Annotated in this window: 25 protein-coding genes; 18 read left to right on the plus strand and 7 right to left on the minus strand. The window is 32.3% G+C overall.

Features of this window, described 5'->3' with window-relative positions:
* Positions 1 to 5: 5 nt before the first annotated feature.
* From ITJ86_RS12120 to ITJ86_RS12145, 6 genes are all read left to right on the plus strand, one after another.
* Positions 6 to 989: a PorP/SprF family type IX secretion system membrane protein gene (locus tag ITJ86_RS12120; RefSeq protein ID WP_195871910.1), complete on the plus strand. Its 984-nt coding sequence runs from the start codon at positions 6 to 8 to the stop codon at positions 987 to 989.
* Positions 989 to 1,108: a T9SS type A sorting domain-containing protein gene (locus ITJ86_RS17630; RefSeq protein WP_195871964.1), complete on the plus strand. Its 120-nt coding sequence runs from the start codon at positions 989 to 991 to the stop codon at positions 1,106 to 1,108. The genes ITJ86_RS12120 and ITJ86_RS17630 overlap by 1 nt, the downstream gene beginning before the upstream one ends.
* A 172-nt stretch (positions 1,109 to 1,280) precedes the next feature.
* Positions 1,281 to 1,583, plus strand: coding sequence for a ribosome hibernation-promoting factor, HPF/YfiA family (hpf, locus tag ITJ86_RS12130; protein WP_195871911.1), 303 nt, complete (start codon positions 1,281 to 1,283; stop codon positions 1,581 to 1,583).
* Positions 1,584 to 1,586: 3 nt separating this feature from the next.
* Positions 1,587 to 2,000, plus strand: coding sequence for a hypothetical protein (locus ITJ86_RS12135; protein WP_195871912.1), 414 nt, complete (start codon positions 1,587 to 1,589; stop codon positions 1,998 to 2,000).
* 68 nt (positions 2,001 to 2,068) lie between these two features.
* Positions 2,069 to 2,878, plus strand: a complete 810-nt coding sequence (locus ITJ86_RS12140; protein WP_195871913.1) for a DUF1853 family protein — start codon at positions 2,069 to 2,071, stop codon at positions 2,876 to 2,878.
* 2 nt (positions 2,879 to 2,880) lie between these two features.
* Positions 2,881 to 3,444 (plus strand): pseudouridine synthase, encoded by a 564-nt coding sequence (locus ITJ86_RS12145; RefSeq protein ID WP_195871914.1) that lies wholly within the window; start codon positions 2,881 to 2,883, stop codon positions 3,442 to 3,444.
* Here the strand turns inward: ITJ86_RS12145 and ITJ86_RS12150 are convergent.
* Entirely contained in the window at positions 3,434 to 4,165 is a 732-nt protein-coding gene (locus ITJ86_RS12150) for a hypothetical protein (RefSeq protein ID WP_195871915.1), read from the minus strand. The genes ITJ86_RS12145 and ITJ86_RS12150 overlap by 11 nt on opposite strands.
* Positions 4,166 to 4,263: 98 nt before the next feature.
* The gene (locus ITJ86_RS12155) at positions 4,264 to 5,778 is read right to left on the minus strand and encodes a DEAD/DEAH box helicase (RefSeq protein WP_195871916.1); all 1,515 of its coding nucleotides are present in this window, start codon (positions 5,776 to 5,778) and stop codon (positions 4,264 to 4,266) included.
* Positions 5,779 to 5,915: 137 nt separating this feature from the next.
* Here ITJ86_RS12155 and ITJ86_RS17385 point away from each other — a divergent pair, with 137 nt between their 5' ends.
* Together ITJ86_RS17385 and ITJ86_RS17390 are read left to right on the plus strand one after the other, a co-directional pair.
* Positions 5,916 to 6,224 carry an ExbD/TolR family protein gene (locus ITJ86_RS17385; protein WP_230080290.1) on the plus strand — a complete coding sequence of 103 codons (309 nt, stop codon included), beginning with the start codon at positions 5,916 to 5,918 and terminating at the stop codon, positions 6,222 to 6,224.
* 54 nt (positions 6,225 to 6,278) lie between these two features.
* Entirely contained in the window at positions 6,279 to 6,482 is a 204-nt protein-coding gene (locus ITJ86_RS17390) for a hypothetical protein (RefSeq protein ID WP_230080291.1), read from the plus strand.
* On the opposite strand, the gene ITJ86_RS12165 is transcribed toward ITJ86_RS17390, so the two are convergent.
* Together ITJ86_RS12165 and ITJ86_RS12170 are read right to left on the minus strand one after the other, a co-directional pair.
* Entirely contained in the window at positions 6,466 to 6,891 is a 426-nt protein-coding gene (locus ITJ86_RS12165) for a 3D domain-containing protein (protein WP_230080292.1), read from the minus strand. The genes ITJ86_RS17390 and ITJ86_RS12165 overlap by 17 nt on opposite strands.
* Positions 6,892 to 7,300: 409 nt before the next feature.
* Positions 7,301 to 9,613 carry a T9SS type A sorting domain-containing protein gene (locus tag ITJ86_RS12170; protein ID WP_195871917.1) on the minus strand — a complete coding sequence of 771 codons (2,313 nt, stop codon included), beginning with the start codon at positions 9,611 to 9,613 and terminating at the stop codon, positions 7,301 to 7,303.
* Between the two features lie 160 nt (positions 9,614 to 9,773).
* Here ITJ86_RS12170 and ITJ86_RS12175 point away from each other — a divergent pair, with 160 nt between their 5' ends.
* Positions 9,774 to 11,072: a dipeptidase gene (locus ITJ86_RS12175; RefSeq protein ID WP_195871918.1), complete on the plus strand. Its 1,299-nt coding sequence runs from the start codon at positions 9,774 to 9,776 to the stop codon at positions 11,070 to 11,072.
* 74 nt (positions 11,073 to 11,146) lie between these two features.
* Here ITJ86_RS12175 and ITJ86_RS12180 read toward each other — a convergent pair whose 3' ends face one another.
* On the minus strand, positions 11,147 to 13,147 hold the full coding sequence (locus ITJ86_RS12180; protein ID WP_195871919.1) for an alpha-ketoacid dehydrogenase subunit alpha/beta: 2,001 nt from the start codon (positions 13,145 to 13,147) through the stop codon (positions 11,147 to 11,149).
* A 235-nt stretch (positions 13,148 to 13,382) separates the two neighbouring features.
* Between ITJ86_RS12180 and ITJ86_RS12185 the strand changes: the two genes are divergently transcribed.
* From ITJ86_RS12185 to ITJ86_RS12205, 5 genes are all read left to right on the plus strand, one after another.
* A complete protein-coding gene (locus tag ITJ86_RS12185; RefSeq protein ID WP_195871920.1) occupies positions 13,383 to 14,333 on the plus strand; it encodes an isopenicillin N synthase family dioxygenase in 951 nt (316 codons plus the stop codon).
* Between the two features lie 110 nt (positions 14,334 to 14,443).
* Positions 14,444 to 14,773, plus strand: coding sequence for a translation initiation factor (locus tag ITJ86_RS12190; RefSeq protein ID WP_195871921.1), 330 nt, complete (start codon positions 14,444 to 14,446; stop codon positions 14,771 to 14,773).
* Between the two features lie 5 nt (positions 14,774 to 14,778).
* Positions 14,779 to 15,720 (plus strand): DUF1835 domain-containing protein, encoded by a 942-nt coding sequence (locus tag ITJ86_RS12195; RefSeq protein WP_195871922.1) that lies wholly within the window; start codon positions 14,779 to 14,781, stop codon positions 15,718 to 15,720.
* A complete protein-coding gene (locus tag ITJ86_RS12200) occupies positions 15,710 to 16,582 on the plus strand; it encodes a nucleoside phosphorylase (RefSeq protein ID WP_195871923.1) in 873 nt (290 codons plus the stop codon). Before ITJ86_RS12195 ends, ITJ86_RS12200 begins: the two co-directional genes overlap by 11 nt.
* A gap of 77 nt (positions 16,583 to 16,659) precedes the next feature.
* Complete coding sequence (locus ITJ86_RS12205; RefSeq protein WP_195871924.1) at positions 16,660 to 17,514, plus strand: substrate-binding domain-containing protein; 855 nt, start codon at positions 16,660 to 16,662, stop codon at positions 17,512 to 17,514.
* Positions 17,515 to 17,852: 338 nt separating this feature from the next.
* Here ITJ86_RS12205 and ITJ86_RS12210 read toward each other — a convergent pair whose 3' ends face one another.
* On the minus strand, positions 17,853 to 18,524 hold the full coding sequence (locus ITJ86_RS12210) for a uracil-DNA glycosylase (protein WP_195871925.1): 672 nt from the start codon (positions 18,522 to 18,524) through the stop codon (positions 17,853 to 17,855).
* A 56-nt stretch (positions 18,525 to 18,580) separates the two neighbouring features.
* On the opposite strand from ITJ86_RS12210, the gene ITJ86_RS12215 reads away from it, so the two are divergent.
* The 4 genes from ITJ86_RS12215 (at position 18,581) to ITJ86_RS12230 (ending at position 25,362) form a co-directional block, all read left to right on the plus strand.
* Positions 18,581 to 20,074, plus strand: a complete 1,494-nt coding sequence (locus ITJ86_RS12215) for a YfcC family protein (protein ID WP_195871926.1) — start codon at positions 18,581 to 18,583, stop codon at positions 20,072 to 20,074.
* A 47-nt stretch (positions 20,075 to 20,121) separates the two neighbouring features.
* Entirely contained in the window at positions 20,122 to 22,290 is a 2,169-nt protein-coding gene (locus tag ITJ86_RS12220; protein ID WP_195871927.1) for an endonuclease MutS2, read from the plus strand.
* 68 nt (positions 22,291 to 22,358) lie between these two features.
* Positions 22,359 to 22,781, plus strand: coding sequence for a thiol-disulfide oxidoreductase DCC family protein (locus tag ITJ86_RS12225; RefSeq protein WP_195871928.1), 423 nt, complete (start codon positions 22,359 to 22,361; stop codon positions 22,779 to 22,781).
* A gap of 442 nt (positions 22,782 to 23,223) precedes the next feature.
* Positions 23,224 to 25,362 carry a DUF4139 domain-containing protein gene (locus tag ITJ86_RS12230; protein ID WP_195871929.1) on the plus strand — a complete coding sequence of 713 codons (2,139 nt, stop codon included), beginning with the start codon at positions 23,224 to 23,226 and terminating at the stop codon, positions 25,360 to 25,362.
* Positions 25,363 to 25,584: 222 nt separating this feature from the next.
* Here ITJ86_RS12230 and ITJ86_RS12235 read toward each other — a convergent pair whose 3' ends face one another.
* A complete protein-coding gene (locus ITJ86_RS12235) occupies positions 25,585 to 25,920 on the minus strand; it encodes a hypothetical protein (protein ID WP_195871930.1) in 336 nt (111 codons plus the stop codon).
* Positions 25,921 to 25,922 lie beyond the last annotated feature (2 nt).

A 25,922-nucleotide genomic window follows, 5' to 3' on the forward strand; every position in this document is an offset into this window, starting at 1 on the left:
ACATCATGAAAAAAATCACCCTATATATTCTTTTTTTGGTCTTCGCACAAGGTTATGGCCAAGAATTAAACTTACCAGTATTTACACAATATTTAGCAGATAATGACTTTGTTATTTCGCCAACGTATGCCGGAATTGGAGATAATTTAAAAATTAGAGCAAACGGATTAACACAATGGGTAGGAATAAAAAATGCACCAGATAATCAATCTGTATATGCTGACTTTAGGATTTCTAATCGTACAGGTATTGGTATTTCTGCTTACAACGATAAAAATGGAAACACACGCCAAAAAGGAGTTAAGTTTTCTTTTGCGCACCATTTAACATTAGATTATAAGACAAAACAATTTTTATCTTTCGGATTATCTTACAACATCAATAGTTTTAGAATTGACATTGAGAATTTTAATACCACCTATGATATTCCAATTTTAGATCCATCAATTACAGATGATAGATCGCAATCTAATAATAATTTTGATGCTGGTATTTTGTACCGATGGAAAGCGTTTTACTTAAGCTTTAATGCCAATAATATTTTGAATAAAGATATCGATGACCATTTAGGTATTGAGCCAAGTAAACTTTTAAATTATCAATTATATACTGGTCTTGTTATAAAAAGTAACAATAACAAAGATGTAGAATTTGAGCCATCCTTATTTGTGCAAATGTTTGATAGTGACAATCGATCTAGTACAGATATCAATTTTAAATACCGAAAATTTAATAGAAAAGGAGATTATTACTTTGTAGGTGGTTCTTATCGTTTTCTTAACGATCAATTCTTTAAGCCTTTAAACGTCGGTCCAATAGGAGGTATTACTTTTAATCAATTCTTTTTTGCGTATTCCTACCAATTAACAATTAATGATTTATCTGGTTTTAATTCCGGAACACACATGGTAACCATTGGGTTAGACTTTTTACAAGGTGCTAGTAACTGTGCTTGTACAAAAGGAACAAGCCAGAGTTATTATAGGTAATAGATGACACAAAACCTAAACAATCGGTAAATGTTAGTCATCTAAGTGCAGGTATTTATATCGTAGAATTAGAAACTGCTCATGGAGATAAACGCATACAGAAACTCATAATTAGATAGTTTTAATTAACGACTTTAAAAACGCAAAATCAAAATTCGATTTTGCGTTTTTTTTGCTCTAAACGAAGATTCATAAGATTAGAAAAATGGGTTTACGTTAATAAATATTGTGATTACGTTAAGTACAGAATAAAGCATTACTTACCTTGTTGAAACAACAAATAAAATAATTATGGAAATACTAATTGAATATCACGACGTAGCCGCAAGCGATAGACTTGAAGCACATGCCAAAGAAAAATTAGAAACCTTATTCACACGATACGACTTTGTTATTAGAGCTGATGTCTTTTTTAAAACAGAGAATACAAGCAGTGATGACACAGGTAAAAAGTGTGGTATTAGATTAAGTGCACCAGGTCCTCGCCTATTCGCAGAATCTTCTCATGATAGTTTTTTAGATGCTATATCTGAAACCGTTAAGGAGTTATCACGTCAATTAGAAAAACGAAATGATAAAATGAAAACGTATTAATAAATGAAAGACAAAATGGGAGTAATTAGTAGAGATAAAAACCAAATAAATTGTATTTATGCCAACGATTCAGACTTTGGAAAACAGCTAGAAGGCTATTTAGAAGCCTCTGGAAAAGAAATTTTAATGATTAATCTTAATAAGACGATGCTTACACCAACGCAATGGCAAGATTTAGCCACTGATCTAAATGTTGGAATAGAACAGTTTTTAGAGCTTTCTAAGGTTGAAAACGTAGACAAAACCTCAACATTTAGCGCCAATGATTATGTTACTATATTAGAAAACAACCCTGAAATATTTAAAGGAGCAATTGTAATGAATGGTGATAAAACAGCGCATATTACATCAGTAACTGAAGTTTTAGAATATTTTGATATAGATAGTGCAGGAATTGAAGAAAAGTCACACTCATAAAACTAAAGGACTAATAAATCTGTTGTCAAAGTCTCCTTTGTCAAAAATATTTTTACTTTTAATGTGCTATGAATAAAAGTACATTACTACGCTATAAAGGTTTCGTAAAAACACCATCTCTTTTTAAGACGAATGATTTTACTGAGTTTAGCCAAATAGAACTAGATTCAACACCAAAACCAATAGACAACACAGCTGTATTTAAAAATCAACGGTTAGGTAAACTTGTAGAAGAATTTGTATTTCACCAACTAAGACAAGACGCCTCTGTACATTGGATTGTTGAAAATTTACAAATTCAAAAAGACCGCAAAACCATTGGAGAATTAGATGCGCTCTACGATTTTAATGACCAGCCAATTCACCTAGAAGTGGTTTATAAATTTTATCTTTACGATACTTTAAAATCTTATAATAACCCACTCTCCTATTGGATTGGTCCTAATAGGAAAGACTCACTTTGTTACAAATTAGACAAGCTAAAAAACAAACAATTTCCTTTGCTTTTTAAAGATGAAACTAAGCAACAACTTCAAGAGTATAATATTGATTCAGCAGCTATTTCTCAAAAACTATGTTTTAAAGCACAACTGTTTTTACCTTATGATACTTCAAAAGTACCTATGGAGTCTTTAAACGAAGACTGTGTATTCGGCTTTTACATTTCATATGCATCTATAGCTGTTTTTAAGACATTAGGGTTTTATATACCACAGAAATTAGATTGGCTTGTATTACCTCATAACAATGTCTCTTGGCAAGATTATGAAACTGCAAAATATAGCATAAAAGAAGCTATCGAAGAACAGCGTTCTCCTTTAGTTTGGTTAAAATATAGTGAGACCAACATTGTAAAATGTTTTATAACCTTTTGGTAAGCATGAATAAACATAGCTATTATAAACTTTACAAACCTTATGGCTACTTAAGTCAGTTTGTAAATCATCAGACTAAACGAAAGTCTAAAAAACTATTAGGAGAGATATACAATTTTCCAAAAGATACGATGGCTGTTGGTCGTTTAGATGAGAAATCGGAAGGTTTATTGTTATTGACTACAGATGGAAAATTTAGTAATTACATAACGAGTTCTGCTATTGAGAAAGAATATCACGTCATGGTCGATGGTGTTATTACACCTGAAATTATTTCGGAATTAGAAAGTGGCATTGAAATTTCGGTGGAAGGAAAACCATACAAGACAAAACCTTGTAAAGCTAATATACTAACAGATACTTCACATATTTTTGAACGTTTTGTGCGCGATGAGCGTCATGGAATTACAACTTGGCTTTCAATTACCATAACCGAAGGGAAATTTAGACAAGTTCGAAAAATGACTGCAAAGGTTGGTTTGCCAACATTGCGATTAGTACGCGTACGGATTGGTGATTATAAGTTAGAAACCATGCAACCTGCTGAAGTTTTGCCAGTTAGTTACTAGAAACCTCTTCAGTTGTACTAGCCGTTTTCTCTTTAATTGTTACTTTTTCATTTTGAAAAATAATCCTTGCTTTTACACCTGTTAGAAGATTCCATTCTTTAGATGAAATCACATTACCTTTATCATCATACACCACAAATTCTGCTGTGTTAGGTCCAGATTCACCTTGGTTTAACGCCACAATATCAACCGTGTTTTTTCCATCTACTAAATTGACTTCTACGCGTCTATAACTGCTTGTAAGTAATAAGTTATTCTTTACAACGGTTCCGTTTACTAAAATTTGAACACGGTCGCCATCAGGATACTGGTGATCTCTACATACAATATTTACAAATTTAGTATCTACATTATGTTCACCTAAAAACTGATCAGACATGGTTCTAACAATACCACCTTTTACAGCTTCCTTTTTCCAACGTTTTTCATAAATTTCACTAGGGCTTTTTAAACCGTCATTTTCAAACATAGAAAAGGGCTTCTCTGTTTCTCTAATTACAAATTTTTCGTCTTCGTTCTTAGAGCTACCACTCGATTTATCGTCTTTTTTTTCAAGAATTGGCGCAACTTTAACTTTAACTAAAGCAGAGTCTTTTTTCTTCTTAGATTCTTCTGCCGGAATACGAATAGATTTCGTTTCCTTATCTTTTATAACTTGGCCAAAAACCGTTGTGCTGCAAAAAATGCAGAATATAAATACGATGATATTTATAGTTTTCACTTTTATAATATGGGTTTTAAGTATTGAATAAGTAAGTTACAAAAACCGTACCTATTTCAAAATAAAGACATATAAACGTCAATCTTTACAAAAAAAAGTTAAAACTTGCCGTTGAAGCTAATTCTTAACTTTCTATTATATTCTTCAAATAGCCAATCTTTGTAGTTTTGAGTGCTATTCATTATGCAGTAGCAGTACTGTTTTATTCTAAAAGCTATTTCGTCTTGTAGGTCTTTAGTTAACTCTCTTGCATCAAAAACATCTTCACTATTATCAATACATATTTGTGAATGTTGTGCAATAGATCGTTCTATGACTGTAAATGATTTTTGACCAGAATTAATAACGTCTTTGTATTCTGCTTTTACATCAAAATTTAATGTGTACGACTTTTTAAATTTCACCTTTAAAGAATCTGGCATCTTATACACAAAATCACGTTCTAGTAGATCGTCATCTATAATATTCTCTAAATAATAATCTGGATGTTTAAATATGTGTTGCCAATCTACGGGCTGATCCCAAGCGCCAAAGCGCGCCTCATTATTTCCTAAGTCTATAACTTGAAATGTATCTCTATCTTTATAAATTCGGCTACCACGACCAATCATTTGAAAATATAAGGTTAACGATCTTGTGGCTCTGTTTAAAATGATAGATTCTACAGATGGTTCATCAAAACCAGTCGTTAAGATACTTACCGACGACAAAACAGCGTCTGGTGTGTTTTTAAACCATTTTAGAATGTCTTTACGCTCTTGTTTATTGGCAGTATTATCTAAATGCCTAACGTTATACCCTGCCTTTTTAAACGTATGGTAAACTTCTTTAGAGGTATAAATTCCATTATTAAAAATCAGCGTTTTTTTACCTTTAGCCAATTCCTCATATGCCAATAATAATTTAGACTGCATTAAGCTATTGGTATATAAAGCTTCAGAAGATTTTACCGTATAATCACCATTAATACCAATTTTTAATGAGGTTAACCCAACATCGTAATGCGAAACTTCAGCTTTAGCTAAAAACCCATTTTTTATTAAGGTCGAAATATCATCACCAATGATTAATTTTTTGTAGTTATCTTTCATTGGTAGCTTAATATTACTACTCAATGGTGTGGCGGTTACACCAAGAATAAAACAATTTTCAAAAAACTTAAATAGTTTTCTAAACGAATTGTAATGTGCTTCGTCAATAATAACAAGACCAACATTTTTTAATTCAAAATCATTATCAGACAAGCGGTTATTTAAGGTTTCAACCATGGCTACAAAACACTGAAAATCATCTTGATCTGGAAGTGTTTTTACCTTACTATTAATGACTTTATTCTTAACATTAAAACCAGATAATACGTTAGATGTTTGTTTACAAAGTTCAATTCTATGGGTAAGAATCACCACTTTTTTCTGATGTTGCTCCACGTAACGTCTAACGATTTCAGAAAAAATAACCGTTTTACCTCCTCCTGTTGGAAGCTGATATAAGAGATTAAAATCATCAGACTCATCTCGCATTACATCAAAAATGCGATTCAGGTCCTTGATCTGGAAATCATAGAGACTTTTCTCAGTAGCATTTTGTTGAATGGTTTCGGTTTCTGACGACATAAATTGAATTTAGTTCGATATTAATTTCGCAAAAATAGCACATTGTAAAGGTTTATGGAATGAATTGTTAACAAGATTTAACAAGATTGGTACTGTTATTGTGTTTAAGATTTTATTAACATTTAAAATATTTTATTATGAAATCACTTAAAAGACATTCTGTATCGGTCAATGCAGGATCTATGGCAGACATTGCTTTTTTGTTACTCATTTTCTTTTTAGTAACGACCACTATTTCTGCAGACAAAGGTATTTTACGAAAATTACCACCTATTTGTGAAACTGGAGATTGTACTGCAGATATACCAGAACGTAACCTATTACATGTTTCAATGAATGACAAGCAGCAAATTATGATTAACGAAAATAGTGTAGAACTCACTGAAATTGCTCCTTTAGTGGAAGCCTTTATAGATAATAATGGAAATAACAATTGTGATTATTGAGAAGGAAAACAATCCGTAACCTCTTCAGATCATCCTAAAAAGGCCGTTATTTCTTTGAGTCATTCTGCTGCTACCAATTACGATTTGTTTGTGTCCGTTCAAAATGAAATTACAAAGGCTTATTACGATTTAAGAATGCGTTATGCTAAACAAGTCTATCATAAAACACCAGATCAATTATCAAAAGCCGAATTGATTGAAGTGCAAAAGGCCTATCCTTTTATAGTTTCAGAAATTATGGTTAAACGTTCTCATTAGAAATTGAATCATTACTTTGGATACAATATTCAATCTTAACTTTCTTTTTGCCCCATTTTTTTGCTTTGTTTACATCGTTACCCATATAAATATCAATCCGTTTTCTCCAGCGACGATTCATTTTATCTTTAACCGTGTATAGACTATCAAAACCTTGTATTTTTACTTTGGTATTATGTACTAGGCCAGAATCTAATAAATCTCGCGAAACCGCAATGTATCGCAATCCAGGTTTTAAGCTATCGCCAAAAGCGGTAATATTTGGATTAGAGTTGGTTTGGTATGCTAAGGAATTGTATGCCGTAGCAGTTACTAAAATAGTGTTTGTGATACATTTATCTTCTGCTCTTGTATTGCAGTTATACATGCTAAGACAACAAAGAATAATAACAAAATGATGTATTTTCATAGTTATAAAGATACATTCAATTTCGTTAATATTTGTTAAAAACGTATTATGTTATGCATGGTACTGTAACAAATATAAAGTTTCGTCGTCTATTTAGTATAACCAATTAAAAAACAAACATTATGAGAACTTTAAACAACAATCAATTATCGAGTACTATGTCTGAAACAAAAAGTTTTAACTGGAATAAAAAACGACGTTACCGATAACAGCATAAGACATAATTTCATCAATCAAAAAATCAATTATTATGAGAGTTTTATCCAAAATTGTCAATACATCTAATAGTTTAGATGATGACTTAAAAACCATTAAACTTTAACATTAATCATAGCAATTTAGAGTTTAATAAAAAAGTCAGTTTCCTGTTAAAGAAACTGACTTTTTTTATGAATTCTATTTTGAGTTCTTATTTTTTAATAAATTTTTGTGTCATAGAACTCGTATTGGTAGATAATTTTATAAAATAAATCCCACTTTGATAGTTTGATATATTCAAAATATGAGTGTCATTACTTCTTAAATCCCCATTACTAATTTTCTTACCTAAAGTATCAAATATTTCAAAACTTACATCTTCATTTAAATTATTCAAATCAATATTTAAGTTGTTATTTACAGGATTAGGATATAAATTAATTAAACCATCTAAACTAAATTCATTAACGCTTAACGGGTCTTGTACATTGAATGTTACTGATTCAGAAGCCGTAAATTCACCACCTGAAATTATCTCATTATCATTTTCATCTCTTAAGCTATATGAGCCAGTACCATATGAACAACAAATACCATCACCTTCTTCGTCGTAAATGGTAAACGTATAACATTCATTAAAACTCGGAATGGTAATAATTTCTTCGTATGATGTAGGATTATTGGAATCAAAATAAACTCCACTATCCACAATTACCCCCGAACTATTAACAAGGTCCCATGAAGTTTCATAACCATAATTATCCGTTAAAAGGTCAAAAACGATTGTATTTGTTGCATATGCAGATGATACATCAAAATTAACGGCAAATGTGTTATTGGATGTGTTTTCATCTGTGGTTCCATTTGGGTTTGAAACGTTAATAGTAAATATGTGATTACTTGCACTTAAATTAGAATAGACAGGTGTTGCTACCACAACACTTTCTCCATTAAGTAAATTACCTGTCCAGTTTACTGTAGTACTAGTTTCAGAATCTATAAAGTATGAAACATCTGCAGATGTTAAAGTTAAATCTCCTGAGTTTATAAGTGTTACTTGAGGTGTAAAATCTTCTCCACATAATTCTGTTGGGATACCAGCCCCAGCCGTAACTCGCGCATCATTATCATACGTTTGTAATTGAGGATACACGTCTACGAAGTTAAGACCAGTGTTCCCAGGGTCTAACCAATCTTTAAGTCGTGATGAAGCTGTAGGACCATAATCCCAAGCAACACCAAAGCGTCCATATAAATCAAAACCTCCATTATCATTTGTGCCTGAACATGAAGCAGTTCCGCCAGAAAGCATACCTATTAAATGACCATTTTCATTAAACAAACCAGATCCAGATGAACCTCCTTCAGTAACACCTAATTCCCAATCATTTATTCCCCACATTTGTGTTGTAGGATTGCCATTAAAAAAGGTCGATGTTCTAATCGCACCTTCATCGTTTCTAGATACTTTTTGAATATCACCACTTGGATGATGAATACCAAAGGTAACAGAAGGAACTTCCGTTGTAGATTTATTCCAACCTGCCCAAACTACATCTGGGTTACTGTCAAAAAAACTGGCATCTGTAATTTCAACCAATTCCATATCAGATTGAGAATTTTGAGCTCTAACTATAGAACCACTAACCGTTTGATTAAATGTTCCATTAGTACTATTAGTAAATGTACCACAAGATGGGTTTGGGCTTCTCCAGTTAAAACGAAATGCCCAGCTACCTTCTCCTCCACTACAGTGATTTGCGGTTAAAAAATAAGGAGTTCCATCGTTGTTCGTATTATTTACAAGAGTACCAGAACAAAAACTAGCACCTCCAGCAAGCAACAGTCCACCAGCTTTTTTTACTTCTTCTTTTCTAGTATCTATATCAAATGGATCTGAAGCTGGTGTAATATCACAATCCACATCGTGATTACAAGCACCTGAATCATTTAGCGCTTTTTGATACGTTTCTGCAGTTCGGTAACCATGAACAACAGAGCCAACCGTAATTTTAGCGTTACCAGAAACATTTGCAGGCTGATAATACTCTATATAAGCTACATTACCTTTAACTAACCATGTTCCTAAAACTTCTTCAGGATTATTGTTGTGATGTGTAAAAGGTCTTAATAAATCCGTTTTATCACTATTATATACATAGAGTTTTGCTCCTTCGGGAATTTTAAATACATCGAACATAAAATTTAATGAATGTGCCCCTTTAGAGGTGTAAGCCATTCTCCAAATCTGGTCTCCGTTTTCTAAAGTTGTCCACTCACCTACATCATTGAAATTATGATCTACATAAATATCATGTCCAAATCTCCAAGGAATAGATTTATTTTGGTCATTAATTTTATCTTCTTCTTGTAATTTTTTCAAATCGAAAGTAGGAAGCGTAAAAGGGGTTAAATCAGTTAACGAATTTTGACTCCAACTAGGTGGTTTAATGTCTTCTGGAAACTGTTGTGCAAAAGAAAATGAACTGACAAATAAGAATGCAAAAAGTAGTTTTAATTTCATATTTTATTTTTTTAGAAATGTAAAAATACAGAATTAATAACTTTTTCAAATTATTTTTAGGTTTTTGGTATAAATGGTACCTAAAATTAAGATTTCTATAAATAAAATACAGTTTGCTTTTAGTCATATTTCTAGTTACTTTTAAAAAAACAAATCAATCATGTACAAAAAATCTATATTATATTTTAGTTTAATACTTATGATAAACACGAGTTGCAAATCAGAACCCTCTAAAGAAGATGACCACTTAACAAAAGCCCAAGCGATACATGAACGTGTGATAACATTGGATACACATTGCGATATCAATGTGAAAAATTTTACAGACTCACTTAATTACACGCAAGATTTAGACACACAAATTACCTTGCCAAAAATGAAAGCTGGTGGTTTAGATGTGGCATGGTTCATTGTTTATACAGGTCAAGACTCACTAACTGAAGCTGGATATAAAAAAGCCTATGACAACGCAATGTCTAAATTTAATGCCATCCATAACTTAGTGAATGAGTATGCTCCGAACGAAATAGAACTAGCTGTAACGTCTGCTGATGTGAAACAGATACATGCAAAAGGTAAAAAAGTAGCTATGATTGGAATAGAAAATGGCTATCCTATAGGATTAGATGTCAGCAATGTTGAGAAATTTTATAATCTTGGTGCGCGATATATGTCATTATCTCATAATGGACACAGTCAGCTTTGTGATAGTAATACTGGAGAAGAAGACGATGTTTGGTTACATAATGGACTAAGTGATTTAGGAAAAGAAGTTGTTACAGAAATGAATCGTGTTGGTATGATGATCGATGTTTCTCACCCTTCAAAAGAAGCGATGAAACAAATGGTAGCATTGAGTAAGGCACCAATAATTGCATCGCACTCTTCTGCAAGAGCCTTGTGCAATCATAGTAGAAATTTAGATGATGAACAATTAGGCTGGTTAAAAGAAAATGGAGGTGTTGTACAGACGGTCGCTTTTAAGTCGTATTTGAATACCGAAAAACAAAATGCTCATAATGACGCTATGGAAGCGATACGAAACAAAGTAATAGATTCTTTAGATATTACATGGTACAATCGGAGTGCCTTTAGAGCGTTAGATGAAACATCTCAAAAGGAATTTTTAGAAAACAGGAAAACTGTTATGGATATTACTAAAGAAAAAATAAATCAAATAGAAGATTTTCCAGCAGCAGTAAATGTTATTGATTTTGTAAACCATATCGATTATCTCGTTGAAAAAATAGGCATTGACCATGTTGGTATCAGTAGCGATTTTGATGGTGGTGGCGGAATCGAAGGTTGGTCTGATGCTTCAGAAACCTTTAATGTAACTTTAGAATTGGTAAAACGTGGTTATACAGAAGCCCAAATTGAACAACTTTGGAGTGGTAACTTATTGCGTGTATTAGATGATGTAGAAGCCGTAGCAAAAAAGATTCAGGCAGAAAGTTAATTCCTTTATGCTATTTAAAATATAAGAGCCAGCAAATTTGCTGGCTCTTATATTATATATACTTTGCTTTACTTCTAGTATTTTAAAAGTTCTAATAAAGCCGCTTCAAACTTCCCTTTAGCCATATATTGCTCTTCTAATTGGCCAATAAACGGTATTGGTGTTTCCATACTCGCTACACGCTTTACTGGCGCATCTAAATATTCAAAACAGTTTTCCATTAACATTGCAGAAAGATCGCTAGCAATTCCTCCAAATAAAGAGTCTTCTTGAAGTATAATAGCGCGTCCTGTCTTTTTAACGGAATTAATAATAGTTTCCTTGTCTAAAGGTTGAAGTGTTCTCAAATCTATGACATCAGCCGAAATATTAGGATTTTTTTCTAAAGTATTTAAAGCCCAATGAACTCCAGATCCATAGGTAATAATCGTAACAGCGTCACCTTCTTTTAAAACGGCGGCTTTTCCAAAAGGAATCGTAAAATAATCGGTAGGTACATCTTGTCGAATACTACGATACAAAGCCTTGTGTTCAAAGAACAACACAGGATTAGGATCATTTATTGCTGTTGCTAATAAGCCTTTGGCATCATAAGGAAATGCCGGATACACCACTTTTAAGCCTGGTGTTTTAGTAAACCATGCTTCATTAGTTTGTGAGTGAAATGGCCCTGCAGCCACTCCACCACCACATGGCATTCTCACCACCACATCAGCTTCTTGTTGCCATCTGTAATGCGATTTTGCTAAATAATTTACTACAGGATTAAAGCCTGATGTCACAAAATCTGCAAATTGCATTTCTACAACCGATTTTATACCTGAGATAGATAGTCCCATAGCTGTTTCAACAATTGCCGATTCACAAATTGGTGTATTTCTAACGCGATCTTTTCCAAATTCCTCTACAAAGCCTTCTGTGATTTTAAAAACTCCACCATATTCTGCAATGTCTTGCCCCATAATTACAAGATCTTTATGCTTCTGCATGGATTGTTTTAAACCTTCAGAAATAGCGTCGATTAAGCGTAGTTCTTTTGTGTTTTTATTTGATGTATAGTGCTTATATTCAAATGATTTGTATACGTCATTTAATTCCGTAGTTTCATTAGGTATTATATCTGGTTCGGCATTGGCTGTGTCTAAAGCGGCATCAATTTCAGATTTAATTTCAGCATTATAAACCTCATCAATTTGTGCGGTTAAAATCTTTTTACTGAATAGAAAACTTCTGAAATTTTTAATAGGATCTTTTGTTTCCCATTCATCCATCAACTCTTGAGGTACATATTTTGTCCCACTAGCTTCTTCATGTCCTCGACGTCTAAAGGTTTTGAACTCTATTAAAATAGGACGTGGTCTTTTTCTAATACTTTCAGCTAATTTTTGAACTTTCGTATAGGTTTCAATAATATTATTGCCGTCTAAAATAAAAGACTCAATGCCATAACCTTTACCTCTATCTGCAATATGCTTACAATTGTACTGTTCATTTGTAGGAGTTGACAATCCGTAGCCATTATTTTCTACACAAAATATAACAGGTAAACTCCAAACAGAAGCCACATTAAGAGCCTCATGAAAATCGCCTTCACTCGTTCCGCCTTCACCAGAAAAAACAGCTGTAAGATTTCCGTTTTTCTTTAAAAGATTCCCCAAAGCTATACCATCTGCAACTCCTAATTGCGGACCCAAATGCGATATCATGCCTACAATATTGTATTCTTGAGTCCCAAAATGAAAAGAACGATCTCTACCTTTAGTAAACCCACTAGCCTTTCCTTGCCATTGACAAAATAAGCGATCTAAGGGAATCTCACGTGTCGTAAAAACACCGAGATTCCTATGCATTGGAAGAATATATTCGCTCGGTTTTAATGCCATAGTGACACCAACAGAAATGGCTTCTTGACCAATTCCTGAAAACCATTTTGATACTTTTCCTTGACGTAATAGAATGAGCATTTTCTCTTCAATTAGTCGCGGTTTCAGCATATTATAATAAAGTTCTAATAACGTTCTGTCATTTAAACTTCGTTTATCATAAGCTATGTTACTCTTTGTGATTGTTGGCATGGAATGTTGTTTCAGTAATGTTTTATAGGTTTATGTTATTGGATTCAAAGGTCACATAAAACATCAAAATTAATCACTTCCTTTTGTAAGAAGGTTTAGATATAGATATTTCAAATGTAAATAAAATTGCTTCAATAATTCAAATTAGACTTCAAATTGTCAATAAATCCTACCTGATTTTTTAGCACTATTATCGTTACATTTGTATATTGACAAAAATTTAAACACAAATCCCATGGATAGAATACCTAGTGTAGATTTAAAGGATTTCATTTCTGAAGATCCTCAGCGAAAACAAAAATTTATAAACGATATAGGAAAAGCTTATGAAGACATTGGTTTTGTAGCTTTAAAAGGACACTTTTTAGATGATACTTTGGTAGATAACTTATATGGTGAAGTAAAGAAATTTTTCGATTTACCATTAGAGGTAAAAGAAAGTTACGAGATTCCAGGAATTGGTGGTCAACGTGGCTATGTCTCTTTTGGTAAAGAAAGCGCAAAAGGAAAGAAAGAAGGCGATTTAAAAGAGTTTTGGCATTTTGGACAATATGTAGAAGATGACGAAGAACGCAGAAAAGAATACCCTGAAAATGTTGAAGTCAAAGAGTTAGATGATTTTAATAAAGTAGGAAAGCAAACCTACCAAATGCTCGAAAAAACAGCGAAGTACGTTTTACGTGCTTTAGCCCTTTATTTAAATTTAGAAGAAACCTATTTTGATAATTATATTCATAATGGAAATTCTATTTTACGACCAATACATTATCCACCAATTACTTCAGAACCTAAAAATGCGGTAAGAGCTGCTGCACATGGAGATATTAACTTAATCACTTTACTAATGGGTGCACAAGGTCGAGGCTTACAAGTGCAACGTAACGATGGCGAATGGATTGATGCAATAGCTGAACCAGATGAACTAATGATTAATGTTGGTGATATGTTATCGCGCCATTCTAACAATAAATTAAAATCTACGATACATCGTGTCATAAATCCACCTCGAGAACTTTGGGGAACATCGCGCTATTCTATGCCGTTTTTTATGCATCCTATCAGCGAAATGAAGTTAGATGTTTTAGAAAGTTGTATCGATGAAGATCATCCAAAACAATTTGAAGACATTACGGCTGGCGAATTTTTAAATGAACGTTTAATAGAGCTAGGACTTATTAAGAAATAGTCCGCAGTTCTCAGTCCACAGTATGCAGTCCATTATCAATACGTGATAGGCTAAAGATTGAAGACTGTGAACTACTGAAGACTGCCAACCGAAGACTAAAGACTGAAAAAATGGATTTACAAGATCAATTAAAAAACCTCTTTCCAGATCACACTCCAGAACCTACAGATACTACTGAAGATTCAAATGATGGTTTATGGCTGCAAGACGACCCTATAATTTGTAAGTACGAAAAACGAAAAGGAAAACCTATTACTATACTTGAAGGCTATACAGGGGCAACTGAAGATTTTAAGAAATTAGCAAAAGACTTAAAAACAAAGCTTAGTGTTGGTGGCAGTTTTAAAGATGACAGAATAATAATTCAAGGAGATTATAGAGATAAAATTATGACCATATTAAAAGAAAAAGGTTTTAATGTAAAACGTGTTGGAGGTTAATTAATATGGCAAAAAATTGTTTACATATTACAAATGGTAACAACCTCACTGTTTATTTAAGAGATTTAGACTTTAAAGAAGATATTGTAACATGGCAGGAGATGCTTTGTGAAGGCCCAACAATTCCGGCTATCGATTCAAGAGAATTTTTAAAACTTCGTATTGAGTTTTTGAAAGACTATTACGAGATTGAAGTGAATACCAGAGAAATTTTATCAGAATTATCTAAATTAGATGATATTGATGCTTACAGCGAAATAAACCTTTGGTTTGAGTATGATTTGTTTTCTCATATTAACCTAATAGGTGTGATTAATCTTTTGCACCAAAAAGAAATTAATAAACCACTTTATCTTATTTGTAGTGGACGTGTGGCAGGTGAAAAACGCTTAAAAGCTTTAAATGAACTTAATCCGGAACAATTAAAAGCACATTATAAGGATAGAATTCGATTAACAAAAGAAGATATTGATTTAGCAATTGCTATATGGAGAACCTATTGTGGTAAAGACCATAATATTTTAAAGCCATATATTGTTAAAAAGTCGAATTTTAAATATTTGAGTAATTGTTTAAAAGCACATTTAGAACGTTTTCCTAATCAAAAAAGTGGCCTTAGTGTTTTAGAAACCAATATTCTTACCATTGTAAAGGATAATTTTATAAAATCTAAAGGACACCTTTTAGGCTATAGCCTAAATTATCAAGGTTATTATGGTCTTATTGATATACAGCTATCTAGAATTATAGATAAATTAGATGTATTTTTTACTGAAAGTGAAACAGGAATTGTACTTAATAGAAACGGTTATAAAGCATTATTAGAACAAAACAATTTTGCAAAAGAAATACATAATGATATGGTTTATGGAGGTGTAAATCGCTTAGGCTTCCAATTCAATATCAAACAGAATAAACTTATAAAAACGATATTTTATGGCCATTAAAGATTCAGAACTTATATTAAATCCAGACGGTAGTGTTTATCATTTGAATTTAAAACCCGAAAATATATCAGATACCATCATTTTTGTTGGAGATCAAGATCGCGTAGAAAAAATCACAAAACATTTTGATAGTATTGAGTTTAGTACTCAAAAACGTGAATTCAAAACACAGACTGGTTATTATCAAGATAAACGATTAACAGTTATTTCAACAGGAATTGGTCCAGATAACATAGATATTGTTCTAAATGAGCTTGATGCTTTAGTGAATATTAATTTAGAAACTAGAGAGTTAAAATCAGAATTAACAAGTCTTAATATTATTAGAGTTGGTACTTCTGGTTCGTTACAAGATGATATTCCTGTAGACGCATTTTTAATTAGTACACATGCATTAGACATTAATGGAATGCTTCATTTTTATCAAATTGATGGGATTAGCAATCCTGAAATTGAAGATGAATTTATGAAACATACTCATTGGGATAAAAACAAAGCCAGACCCATTGTTATTAATAATAGTAAGTATTTAGAAAAGTATTTCGAAGGAGATAAAATTCACAAAGGCATGACTGGTACAGCTGGTGGTTTTTACGGCCCACAAGGGCGTGTACTACGTTTACCACTGCATGATCCTGATCTTAATTCAAAATTAGACAACTTTAGTTATAAGGATTTTAGAATTACAAATTTTGAAATGGAAACGTCTGTCATCTATGGTCTTTCAAAATTATTAGGACACGAAGCCTTGTCTTTAAATGCTATTATTGCCAATAGAGCTAATGGGGATTTTAGTAAAAACCCTAAAAAAGTAGTTGATAAATTGATTTTATATGCTTTAGAGCGTATTGTGAATATTTAATAGTCGAAGTGCTTATTTAATTTAAAAATAAAAAATCTTGTTTAGCAGAAAAGATTCTGAAACAAGTTCAGCATAAAATGAAAAAAGTAAATATAGGTGGTGTCCCAGAACACTTTAATTTAGCGTGGTATTTAACTCTAAAAGATGGTGAATACAAAAACCAAGACATCAATCTAAGATGGCACGATTATTACGGTGGAACAGGTGAAATGAATAAAGCATTGCGTTCTGGTGAAATTGATATGGCGGTAATATTAACCGAAGGTGTTGTTAAAGATATCATTGAAGGTAATCCTTCAAAAATTGTGCAGACATTTGTAGAAACACCTCTAAATTGGGGAATTCATGTAGCTGCAGATTCAGAATTTAATACAATAAATGATATTAAAGGAGCTAGGGCTGCCATTAGCAGATATGGTTCTGGCTCACATTTAATGGCTTATATCAACGCAAAAAATAATAATTGGAACTTAGAAAAAGACCTTAACTTTGAAGTTATAAAAAATCTTGATGGTGCAATTAAAGGCTTGACAAATGGTGATGCCGATTATTTTATGTGGGAAAAATTTACAACAAAACCTATTGTAGATGATGGTATATTTAGACGAATCGCCAATTTACCATCACCATGGCCTTGTTTTGTAATTGCAGTGAGACAAGAATTTATTGATAATAATGAAGACGATTTAAAAATCATTTTAGATATTATTAATGAAACAACTTCCGACTTTAAATCCATTCCTAGTATCGATAAAACGATAGCAAATCGTTACGAGCAAGAATTAGAAGATGTACAAGAATGGTTATCGTTAACAGAATGGTCGCAAAGTATTATGGATAAAAAGACACTAGATAATGTACAAGAACAACTATATGATTTAAAAATCATTTCTGAAAAAGTAGATTATGCGCAATTAATTCATGAAATATAACTATATCTTAATTAAAAACGTTATAAACAGTATGGCTTTTTAACATTTTAGAAAGGTTAGCTGGTTTATTATTAGGTGGTTGCGTATTTTTAGTTAAAGTGTTTTTAGATATAACTTTCAGAATTTCAAAAATTTAAGTACATTTGTTTATCAACGCTATTTATAACCCAAATAGATAAATATGATTGTTAATATTGTTCTGATTTTATCTTTCTTAGTTGCACTTAACTTTTTATTATTAATCTTTAGTTGTAATAAAACATCTAGGAAGACTGATAATAGAGTGCCACACTTTGCTAAATCAGAACCAAAAGCAATTATAGCAAAAACAAAACCTGCTATAACTGCCAATCAATTACCATCGAACCAACTTGCTCCAACTGGGAGTTAGTTTTACTAAAATGTTTATTTCCAAACCAATACCCTCTATTAGCACTTAATGGAGATGGATGGCCACTTTCTAAAACAATATGTTTAGAGGTGTCAATTAATTTCTTTTTCTTTTTAGCATATCCTCCCCAAAGTAAAAACACAACATTAGTTTTCTCTGCACTAATCGTTTTAATAACAACATCTGTAAATTGTTCCCAACCTTTCTTTTGGTGGCTTCCTGCCTCATGCGCTCTTACCGTTAAGGTGGCATTTAAAAGCAAAACACCTTGATCTGCCCATGGCATTAAATTACCACTTTTAGGATACGGAATGCCTAAATCGTGTTCCATTTCCTTGAATATATTTATTAACGAAGGAGGGTGTTTTATACCATCACTCACAGAAAAACATAAACCATTAGCTTGGCCTTCTCCATGATATGGATCTTGACCAATAATAACCACCTTCACATCGTTAAACGTACAACGGTTAAACGCATTAAAAATATCAGAACCTTTAGGAAAACAGGTATGGTTTTGATATTCTATTTTTACAAATTCAGTTAAATCTTTAAAATAAGGTTTTTCAAATTCAGGGTTCAAGTGGTTTTTCCAACTTTGGTCTATATTTATAGTCATATTTAAAAACAGATTATTTAGTATTAAAACTTAACTTTACCGACAAACAATTCAGAATGAAAACTCTAAAATTCCCTTCTGCTCAGACTATATTATTCATCATTGCAGGCTTAGTTACCCTTCTAACCTGGTTTGTTCCGGCTGGAAAATACGATACATTAAGCTATAATACAGCTACAGACAAATTTACACGTTTAAGCTTAGATGAAGAAATTGTATTACCTGCTTCTCAAGCCACACTTGAGGATTTAAACATTAAAATTCCTATTGAAAAATTTACGAATGGCGATATTTATAAACCCATTAACATTCCTGAGACTTATCAAAAATTAGAACCGCAACCACAAAGTTTTTACGATTTTGTAAAATCACCTATAAAAGGAATTATTGAAGCAGCAGATATTATTTTCCTAGTGTTAATTATTGGAGGTTTAATAGGCATACTCAACAGTTCTGGTGCTTTTGATGCAGCTATAGGTCAGCTCGCTATAGTTCTAAAAGGTCGGGAATCTTTACTCATTGTTTTAGTCACAACTTTAGTTGCCTTAGGTGGAACCACCTTTGGCTTTGCAGAAGAAACCATTGCCTTCTTCCCTATTTTAATTCCCGTGTTTTTAGCCGCTAAATACGATGCCATGGTTGGTGTAGCTTGTATCTTTTTAGGCTCTGCCATCGGTACGATGTGTTCTACCATAAATCCGTTTTCAACGATTATTGCTAGTGATGCCGCTGGTATCAATTGGACAACCGGTTTATATGGACGTATATTTATGCTGTTTTTATGTTTAACTATTACTATACTCTACATTTTACGCTACGCAAAGCGTGTGAAAAACGATCCAAGTAAATCTCTAATTTATGATCAACGCGATCAAATTGCTAAGTTGTTCACTATAAAAGACAGCAGTCATATTGATTTTAATTGGAGGTTAAAATTAGCCTTATTTGTTTTTACGAGTAGTTTTATTCTTATGATTATAGGTGTATCTGTACTAGATTGGTGGTTTGTTGAAATGACGACGGTGTTTTTAGTTGGTGCGATATTAATAGGATTTATTATTCAGATTAGTGAAACGGATTTTATTGAAACCTTTGTAAAAGGAGCAAGCGATTTGTTGGGTGTGGCTTTAATTATAGGAATTGCAAGAGGTGTTGCCGTATTAATGACAGATGGTTTAATTAGTGACACCTTATTATATTACGCCAGTGATATGACAACAGGCATGAATAAAGGCATTTTTACTAGTGCAATGACCATGATCTATTCAGGATTGTCGTTTTTTATACCAAGTTCTTCAGGAATGGCTGTCTTAACCATGCCAATAATGGCTCCTTTAGCAGATACCGTTGGTATTGGCCGTGAGATTGTGGTTAACACCTATCAATATGGTTTAGGCTTGTTTTATCTTATAAATCCTACGGGTTTAATTTTAGCATCGCTTGCGGTTGCTAAAATCAACTTTAGCAAATGGTTAAAATTTATTTTTCCATTATTTATAATTCTAATAATTGTAACCTTAGTCGTTTTAGCAGTGTCTTCATACTTGTAATAGTGTATAATATTTTAAATTTGTAATTCTAAAACGTATTCTTTTACATGATAAACATTCATGAAAAAACCCTAAAAGATCTCGAATTTTTTACGGTTTTAGATCAAATTAGCGCACATACACTTACAGCTTTAGGAAAGGAAGCTGTTTTAGCTATTCTACCGTTTAAAAAGGAAGAGTTGTTGAAACAAGAATTAATACTTGTCAGCGAATATTTATCCTCATTTGAGAATGACAATAGAATACCAAATCACGGCTTTGAAACCATTGCTAAAGAATTAAAACTTCTAAAGATAGAAAACACTTATCTCGAAGTGTCTAGTTTACAAAAGTTAGTGAGCATGTCACTTACGGTAAATTCAATTTTAAAGTTCTTAAAGAAGTTTGAAGAGTATTATCCGCAACTTCAAAAATTCAGTCAGCCAATAGAAATCAACACATCAATCATTGAGCAAGTAGATGCTGTGGTCGATCGTTTTGGAGATATTAAAGATGAGGCTTCTCCGCTACTGTCTAGCTTACGAAAAACGATAAACCAATTAAAAGGTAAAATAAATAGTAGTTTTTCTTCAGCATTAAACACCTATCATAATCTCGAGTACTTAGATGACATTAGAGAGTCTGTGGTAGAAAACAAGCGTGTGCTTGCTGTAAAAGCGATGTATCGTAGAAAAGTTAAAGGAGCGATAATGGGAGGCAGTAAAACAGGAAGCATCGTTTATATTGAACCCGAAACCACACTGCAACACACCAGAGAACTCAACAATTTAGAATACGAAGAGAAAGAAGAGGTTATTAAAATCTTGAAAGAACTGACAGACTATATTCGTGAATTTTCACCACTTCTTCATAAATACCAAGCATTTTTAACGCAAATAGATGTTATTTCTGCCAAAGCAAAATATGCGCAAAACATGAATGCTATTTTGCCAGAATTTTCAAAAGAGCGCAGTATGTATTTGCGCGATGCCTACCATCCACTACTCTATTTAACCAATAAAGAAAAAGGAGAAAAAACATTTCCTCAAACCATTGGCTTAAAAAAAGACAGTAGAATTATAGTCATTTCTGGCCCAAATGCAGGTGGAAAAAGTATTACCTTAAAAACAGTTGGCTTGCTTCAAGTGATGTTGCAAAGTGGTATGTTAATTCCGGTACACGAGCGCAGTTCTGTCTGTTTGTTTGATAGAGTTCTGAGTGATATTGGCGACAATCAATCGATTGAAAATCATCTCAGTACGTATAGTTATCGACTGAAACAGATGAATTACTTTTTAAAAAAATGTAATAATAAAACTCTGTTTTTAATCGATGAATTTGGAACAGGAAGTGATCCTGAATTAGGAGGAGCATTAGCCGAAACATTTTTAGAAGTCTTTTACGAACGTGAAGCCTTCGGAATAATTACCACGCATTATTCCAATTTAAAATTACTAGCAAATGAGCTACCTCATATAGAAAATGCGAACATGCTTTTCAATGAGCGTACATTAGAACCTATGTACAAACTGGTCGTTGGCCAAGCAGGAAGTTCATTTACCTTTGAAGTGGCGCAGAAAAACGGAATTCCATACAGCTTAATCAACAAATCGAAAAAGAAAATTGAACGTGGTAAAGTACGTTTTGATGCCACTATTGCGAAACTACAAAAAGAACGCAGTAAGCTTGAAAAAACCAAGTTATCACTAAAGGAAAACGAAAAAAAGAAAATCTCTGAAGCCGATAAACTTGAAGAAATCAATGCAAAAGTTCAGAAGAAATTAGAGAACTTTCAAGAATTGTATGATTCTAATCAACGCTTAATTTACTTAGGCCAGAAAGTCAATGACATCTCTGAAAAGTACTTCGAAGATAAAAAGAAGCGTGAATTAATGGCGGAATTATTCCGATTGGTTCAGATTGAGAATTCAAAACGAAAGAAGCTTTCTGCCAAACAAAAACGTGCTGAAAAACATAAAGAACGCCAAGTAAAACAGGAAGCCGAAAAGAAAGTTGAAGTCATCCGTAAGAAGAAAAAAGCGGCTAAGAAAAAAGAAGTTAAAGTAGAAAAACCAAAACCAATACTACGTGTAGGTGATCGCGTACGCATGCACGACGGAAGAGCAATTGGTAGTATAGATTCTATTGAAAAAGGCAAAGCCAATGTTAATTACGGCATGTTTACCACTAACGTTAGCTTAGACCAATTAGAATTGGTAGAAGCTGTAAAAAAGTAAAGTAATATTAGTTTTTGAGACTAATTTAAATACAATGATTTAAAGTGTTACCAGATGGAAATTGTAAAATGATAGATGAAGTTCCAAAACATAAACAACTCATTCTCTTTGATGGAGTTTGCAACCTTTGCAACTCTAGTGTGTTGTATGTGATAAAAAGAGATAAAAAGAACAAATTCTTGTTTGCTCCATTACAAAGTGACATTGGAAAAACAGTCATTCAAAAATTTAATATCGATACTGAGAAAACAGATTCAATTTTACTTTATAATCCACAAAAAAATAAACTCACCTACAAATCTACAGCTGCATTATTAATAGCTAAACATTTAGGTTTTCCAACTAACGTATTATCTATTTTTATAATTGTACCTGCGTTTATTAGAAATTGGGTTTATAATTATATCGCCAAAAACCGTTACAAATGGTATGGTAAAAAAGAAGCTTGTATGATTCCTACTCCTGAATTAAAATCTAAATTTTTAGCATAAAAAAAGCCTTTCCATAACCAGTGAAAAGACTTTTTTAAATTAACAACTTACTTAAAACTAATTTTATTTAAACAAAAATTCTAGTTTCAATTTTTTATAATGAGGGAAAATAATTAATTGATTAATAGCACTTTATTTTGTTGATGCAAATATATAGACTTCCTTAAATTGTACATAGAAAATTCGATGTAAGAACTTATAAAATTGATTTAGGTATGAAAAATGCAAATTATATCTACCAATCGCACTTTGGTAATATATTTCTTACGTACTCAATTAATGACACACAAAGTATAGTTTAGTATTCAATTAAAGATATAAATTACGAGGCAACACTAAGTGAAGTCTAAGGTTCACTAGTCGTTTGTTGTGTTTCACTCATTGCAACTATTTAAAACGTCACTTCCATCATAGTTTTGGGTTACAACTAAACTCAAACACAATGACAACCCAACAAAACATTTTAAAAACAGCCTTAGTGTTTCTATTTATACTAGGAACACAATGCATTTATGCTTTCCAGCAATCTAGTGACATCAATACAGTAACCGTTTATTTAGATGGTGCTGAAATTAACCGAGAATCTTCAGTAAAACTAAATGCTGGCAAGTCCGAAATTACATTCAATGGCTTATCACCGCATATTGAAGAAAGTAGTATTCAAATATCAGGTTTACAAGATGCATCTATCCTTTCTATTAATTATGGCATCAATTATTTATCAAAGCAAAAACAGAACGATTCCATTTCAACCTTACAAAATCAATTGGAAACTTTGGATGCTAAGATTCAACAACAGCACCATTTAATTGCTGGTTATAACGAAGAATTAAGTTTGATACAAAGCAATAAAAAATTGGGCAATGCAACTGAAGTTGTAAGTTTAGAAAAACTAAAATCGTTTGCTACGTATTATAGAACACGGATTACAGAGTTAAAGACCTTAACAAATAGCTCTAATTATGAAATTGAAAAACATCGCACTACTAAAGCAGATATAAATAAGCAGTTAGCAGAATTAAATGTTGATGAAAAAGTGCAAACTGGTGAGATTAAGTTAAAACTGAATAGTGACATCGCAACCACATTAGATTTAAAACTAAAATACAATATAAAAAATGCAGGTTGGTTTCCTATTTACGATCTAAAAGCTGATAAAATTAATAGTCCGTTAAGTTTGGAATATAAAGCGCATGTCTTTCAAAATTCGGGTTGCGATTGGACAGATGTTAACTTAGTATTATCCACAAGTGATCCTAATACTAATAACGAAAAACCTATTGTAAACCCTAAATATTTAAACTTTATAAGTGAATACAGTAATTACCAATCGCAACGTGCTACCAGAAATTATAATTATAAGTACAATCCATTGGTGAAACATGTTTCAGGTGTGGTAACATCATCTTCTGATGGCTTACCAATACCTGGAGTTAATGTAATTGAAAAAGGAACTTCTAATGGTATACAAACTGATTTTGATGGACGCTATTCGATAAAAACGACAATTGGTAATAGTATAGCATATTCATATGTTGGTATGAAAACTGAAGAATTACCGATTCATTCTAGCATTATGAATGTGGTTTTAGATGAAGATAACAACCGATTAGATGAAGTTGTAGCTGTTGGGTATGGTACAGCCTCTAAAGAATATCAATCATTGAGAGGTGAAGTGGCTGGTGTCAATGTTGTTAAAGGTAACGGACAACCTGGTACAAACTCAACTATTAAAATGAGAGGGTTTAGTTCACTAAGTGGTAGTATTCAACCTTTATATATTGTTGATGGAGCTCCGTATTCAGGAGATGTAAGTCAGCTTAATCCAGATAATATTTCAGAAATATCAGTACTTAAAGATGCTGCTACAACAAGTATTTACGGAAGTCGTGGAGCCAACGGAGTAGTCTTAATTACGTTAAAAGACGGCTCTGAAAGCAACATAAACGATTTAGGAATTACGGTTGAAACTGGCATTACCAACACCAGATTCGAAATTAATAAAAAATACAACATTCCATCTGATGGAGATATTTCGGTAATAGAAATTGATAAGTTCAGTGTGCCTGCGACATACAATTATTTCGCTGCACCAATTTTAAACGAAAATGTATTCTTAACTGCTAAAATTGGAAATTGGGAACAGTACAATCTATTACCAGCAGAAGCAAATGTATATTTTGAAGGGAGTTATTCTGGCAAAACAAACATTAATCCTAGTGCAACAACAGATAGTTTAACAGTTTCGCTTGGAGTAGATCCGAATATTATTGTAAAACGCAAACAACTCAATGACTTTAAAAAGACCACATTTATTGGAAATAATAAAGTGATTCAAAAAGCTTTTGAAATAGAAATTAAAAACAACAAAAAATCTGATATTCAGTTAACTATATTAGATCGCATTCCGAAAAGTCAGCATAAAACAATTAAAATAGATGATATAGAAACCGGAAATTCCAACTACGATGAAGACAAAGGTATCTTAAAATGGACCCTAAATTTAAAATCGAGTGCCACTGCAAATGTTAAACATTCATACGCCGTAAAATTTCCGAAAGAGAAACGCGTTAACTTATAGTATTACATAGCCTCAAAACAAAGTAATTTCAATTAAACCCTAACTTCTGTTAGTTGGGAATGAGTTTAATTCTCATAAGAAGAATGTCTAACTTCTTATTGGTGTCAATAATTTTGATAGAAATGTTATTTTCGTTTTGAGGCTTTTTTTAGTGCACCATTAGTAGTGGTTACCACCAAGCATCAAATTCATAACGAAATTAAATGCAATTGAATAAAGTCGTTAAACCGTTTTAAACAAGCGCTTTAAGTATAATAACATGTTTTGTTCTGTAATATCAAAATCACCATCAGCAAAGAAAATGGCTTTTATATCTTCAAGTAACAGGTCGATATCATCTTTATCGTAGTTATGCTGTTCTAAGCTTGTCATAATCTTTTTAAGGCCTTGATAGTCATTATCAAGCTTAAATTCCTCATGAATATCTTTAAAGGTTTCTACATCTACTTTAGAAATAATTAAGTTGCGTTCTGCAACCGATTCTTTAAAATCTGCATTTGCAGCAAAAAGTAAAATGTAAGCGACGAGTTCGTCTTTTGTCCAATCTATTGTTTTCATTA

It is taken from the genome of Winogradskyella marina, assembly GCF_015645385.1.
GTDB classification, from domain to species: Bacteria; Bacteroidota; Bacteroidia; order Flavobacteriales; family Flavobacteriaceae; genus Winogradskyella; species Winogradskyella marina.

Coding starts and splice junctions, on each gene's coding strand:
- ITJ86_RS12120 (WP_195871910.1), top strand. CDS start 6: ATGAAAAAAATCACCCTATATATTCTTTTTTTGGTCTTCGCACAAGGT.
- hpf (WP_195871911.1), top strand. CDS start 1,281: ATGGAAATACTAATTGAATATCACGACGTAGCCGCAAGCGATAGACTT.
- ITJ86_RS12135 (WP_195871912.1), top strand. CDS start 1,587: ATGAAAGACAAAATGGGAGTAATTAGTAGAGATAAAAACCAAATAAAT.
- ITJ86_RS12140 (WP_195871913.1), top strand. CDS start 2,069: ATGAATAAAAGTACATTACTACGCTATAAAGGTTTCGTAAAAACACCA.
- ITJ86_RS12145 (WP_195871914.1), top strand. CDS start 2,881: ATGAATAAACATAGCTATTATAAACTTTACAAACCTTATGGCTACTTA.
- ITJ86_RS12155 (WP_195871916.1), bottom strand. CDS start 5,778: ATGTCGTCAGAAACCGAAACCATTCAACAAAATGCTACTGAGAAAAGT.
- ITJ86_RS17385 (WP_230080290.1), top strand. CDS start 5,916: ATGAAATCACTTAAAAGACATTCTGTATCGGTCAATGCAGGATCTATG.
- ITJ86_RS12165 (WP_230080292.1), bottom strand. CDS start 6,891: ATGAAAATACATCATTTTGTTATTATTCTTTGTTGTCTTAGCATGTAT.
- ITJ86_RS12170 (WP_195871917.1), bottom strand. CDS start 9,613: ATGAAATTAAAACTACTTTTTGCATTCTTATTTGTCAGTTCATTTTCT.
- ITJ86_RS12175 (WP_195871918.1), top strand. CDS start 9,774: ATGTACAAAAAATCTATATTATATTTTAGTTTAATACTTATGATAAAC.
- ITJ86_RS12180 (WP_195871919.1), bottom strand. CDS start 13,147: ATGCCAACAATCACAAAGAGTAACATAGCTTATGATAAACGAAGTTTA.
- ITJ86_RS12185 (WP_195871920.1), top strand. CDS start 13,383: ATGGATAGAATACCTAGTGTAGATTTAAAGGATTTCATTTCTGAAGAT.
- ITJ86_RS12190 (WP_195871921.1), top strand. CDS start 14,444: ATGGATTTACAAGATCAATTAAAAAACCTCTTTCCAGATCACACTCCA.
- ITJ86_RS12195 (WP_195871922.1), top strand. CDS start 14,779: ATGGCAAAAAATTGTTTACATATTACAAATGGTAACAACCTCACTGTT.
- ITJ86_RS12200 (WP_195871923.1), top strand. CDS start 15,710: ATGGCCATTAAAGATTCAGAACTTATATTAAATCCAGACGGTAGTGTT.
- ITJ86_RS12205 (WP_195871924.1), top strand. CDS start 16,660: ATGAAAAAAGTAAATATAGGTGGTGTCCCAGAACACTTTAATTTAGCG.
- ITJ86_RS12210 (WP_195871925.1), bottom strand. CDS start 18,524: ATGACTATAAATATAGACCAAAGTTGGAAAAACCACTTGAACCCTGAA.
- ITJ86_RS12215 (WP_195871926.1), top strand. CDS start 18,581: ATGAAAACTCTAAAATTCCCTTCTGCTCAGACTATATTATTCATCATT.
- ITJ86_RS12220 (WP_195871927.1), top strand. CDS start 20,122: ATGATAAACATTCATGAAAAAACCCTAAAAGATCTCGAATTTTTTACG.
- ITJ86_RS12225 (WP_195871928.1), top strand. CDS start 22,359: ATGATAGATGAAGTTCCAAAACATAAACAACTCATTCTCTTTGATGGA.
- ITJ86_RS12230 (WP_195871929.1), top strand. CDS start 23,224: ATGACAACCCAACAAAACATTTTAAAAACAGCCTTAGTGTTTCTATTT.
- ITJ86_RS12235 (WP_195871930.1), bottom strand. CDS start 25,920: ATGAAAACAATAGATTGGACAAAAGACGAACTCGTCGCTTACATTTTA.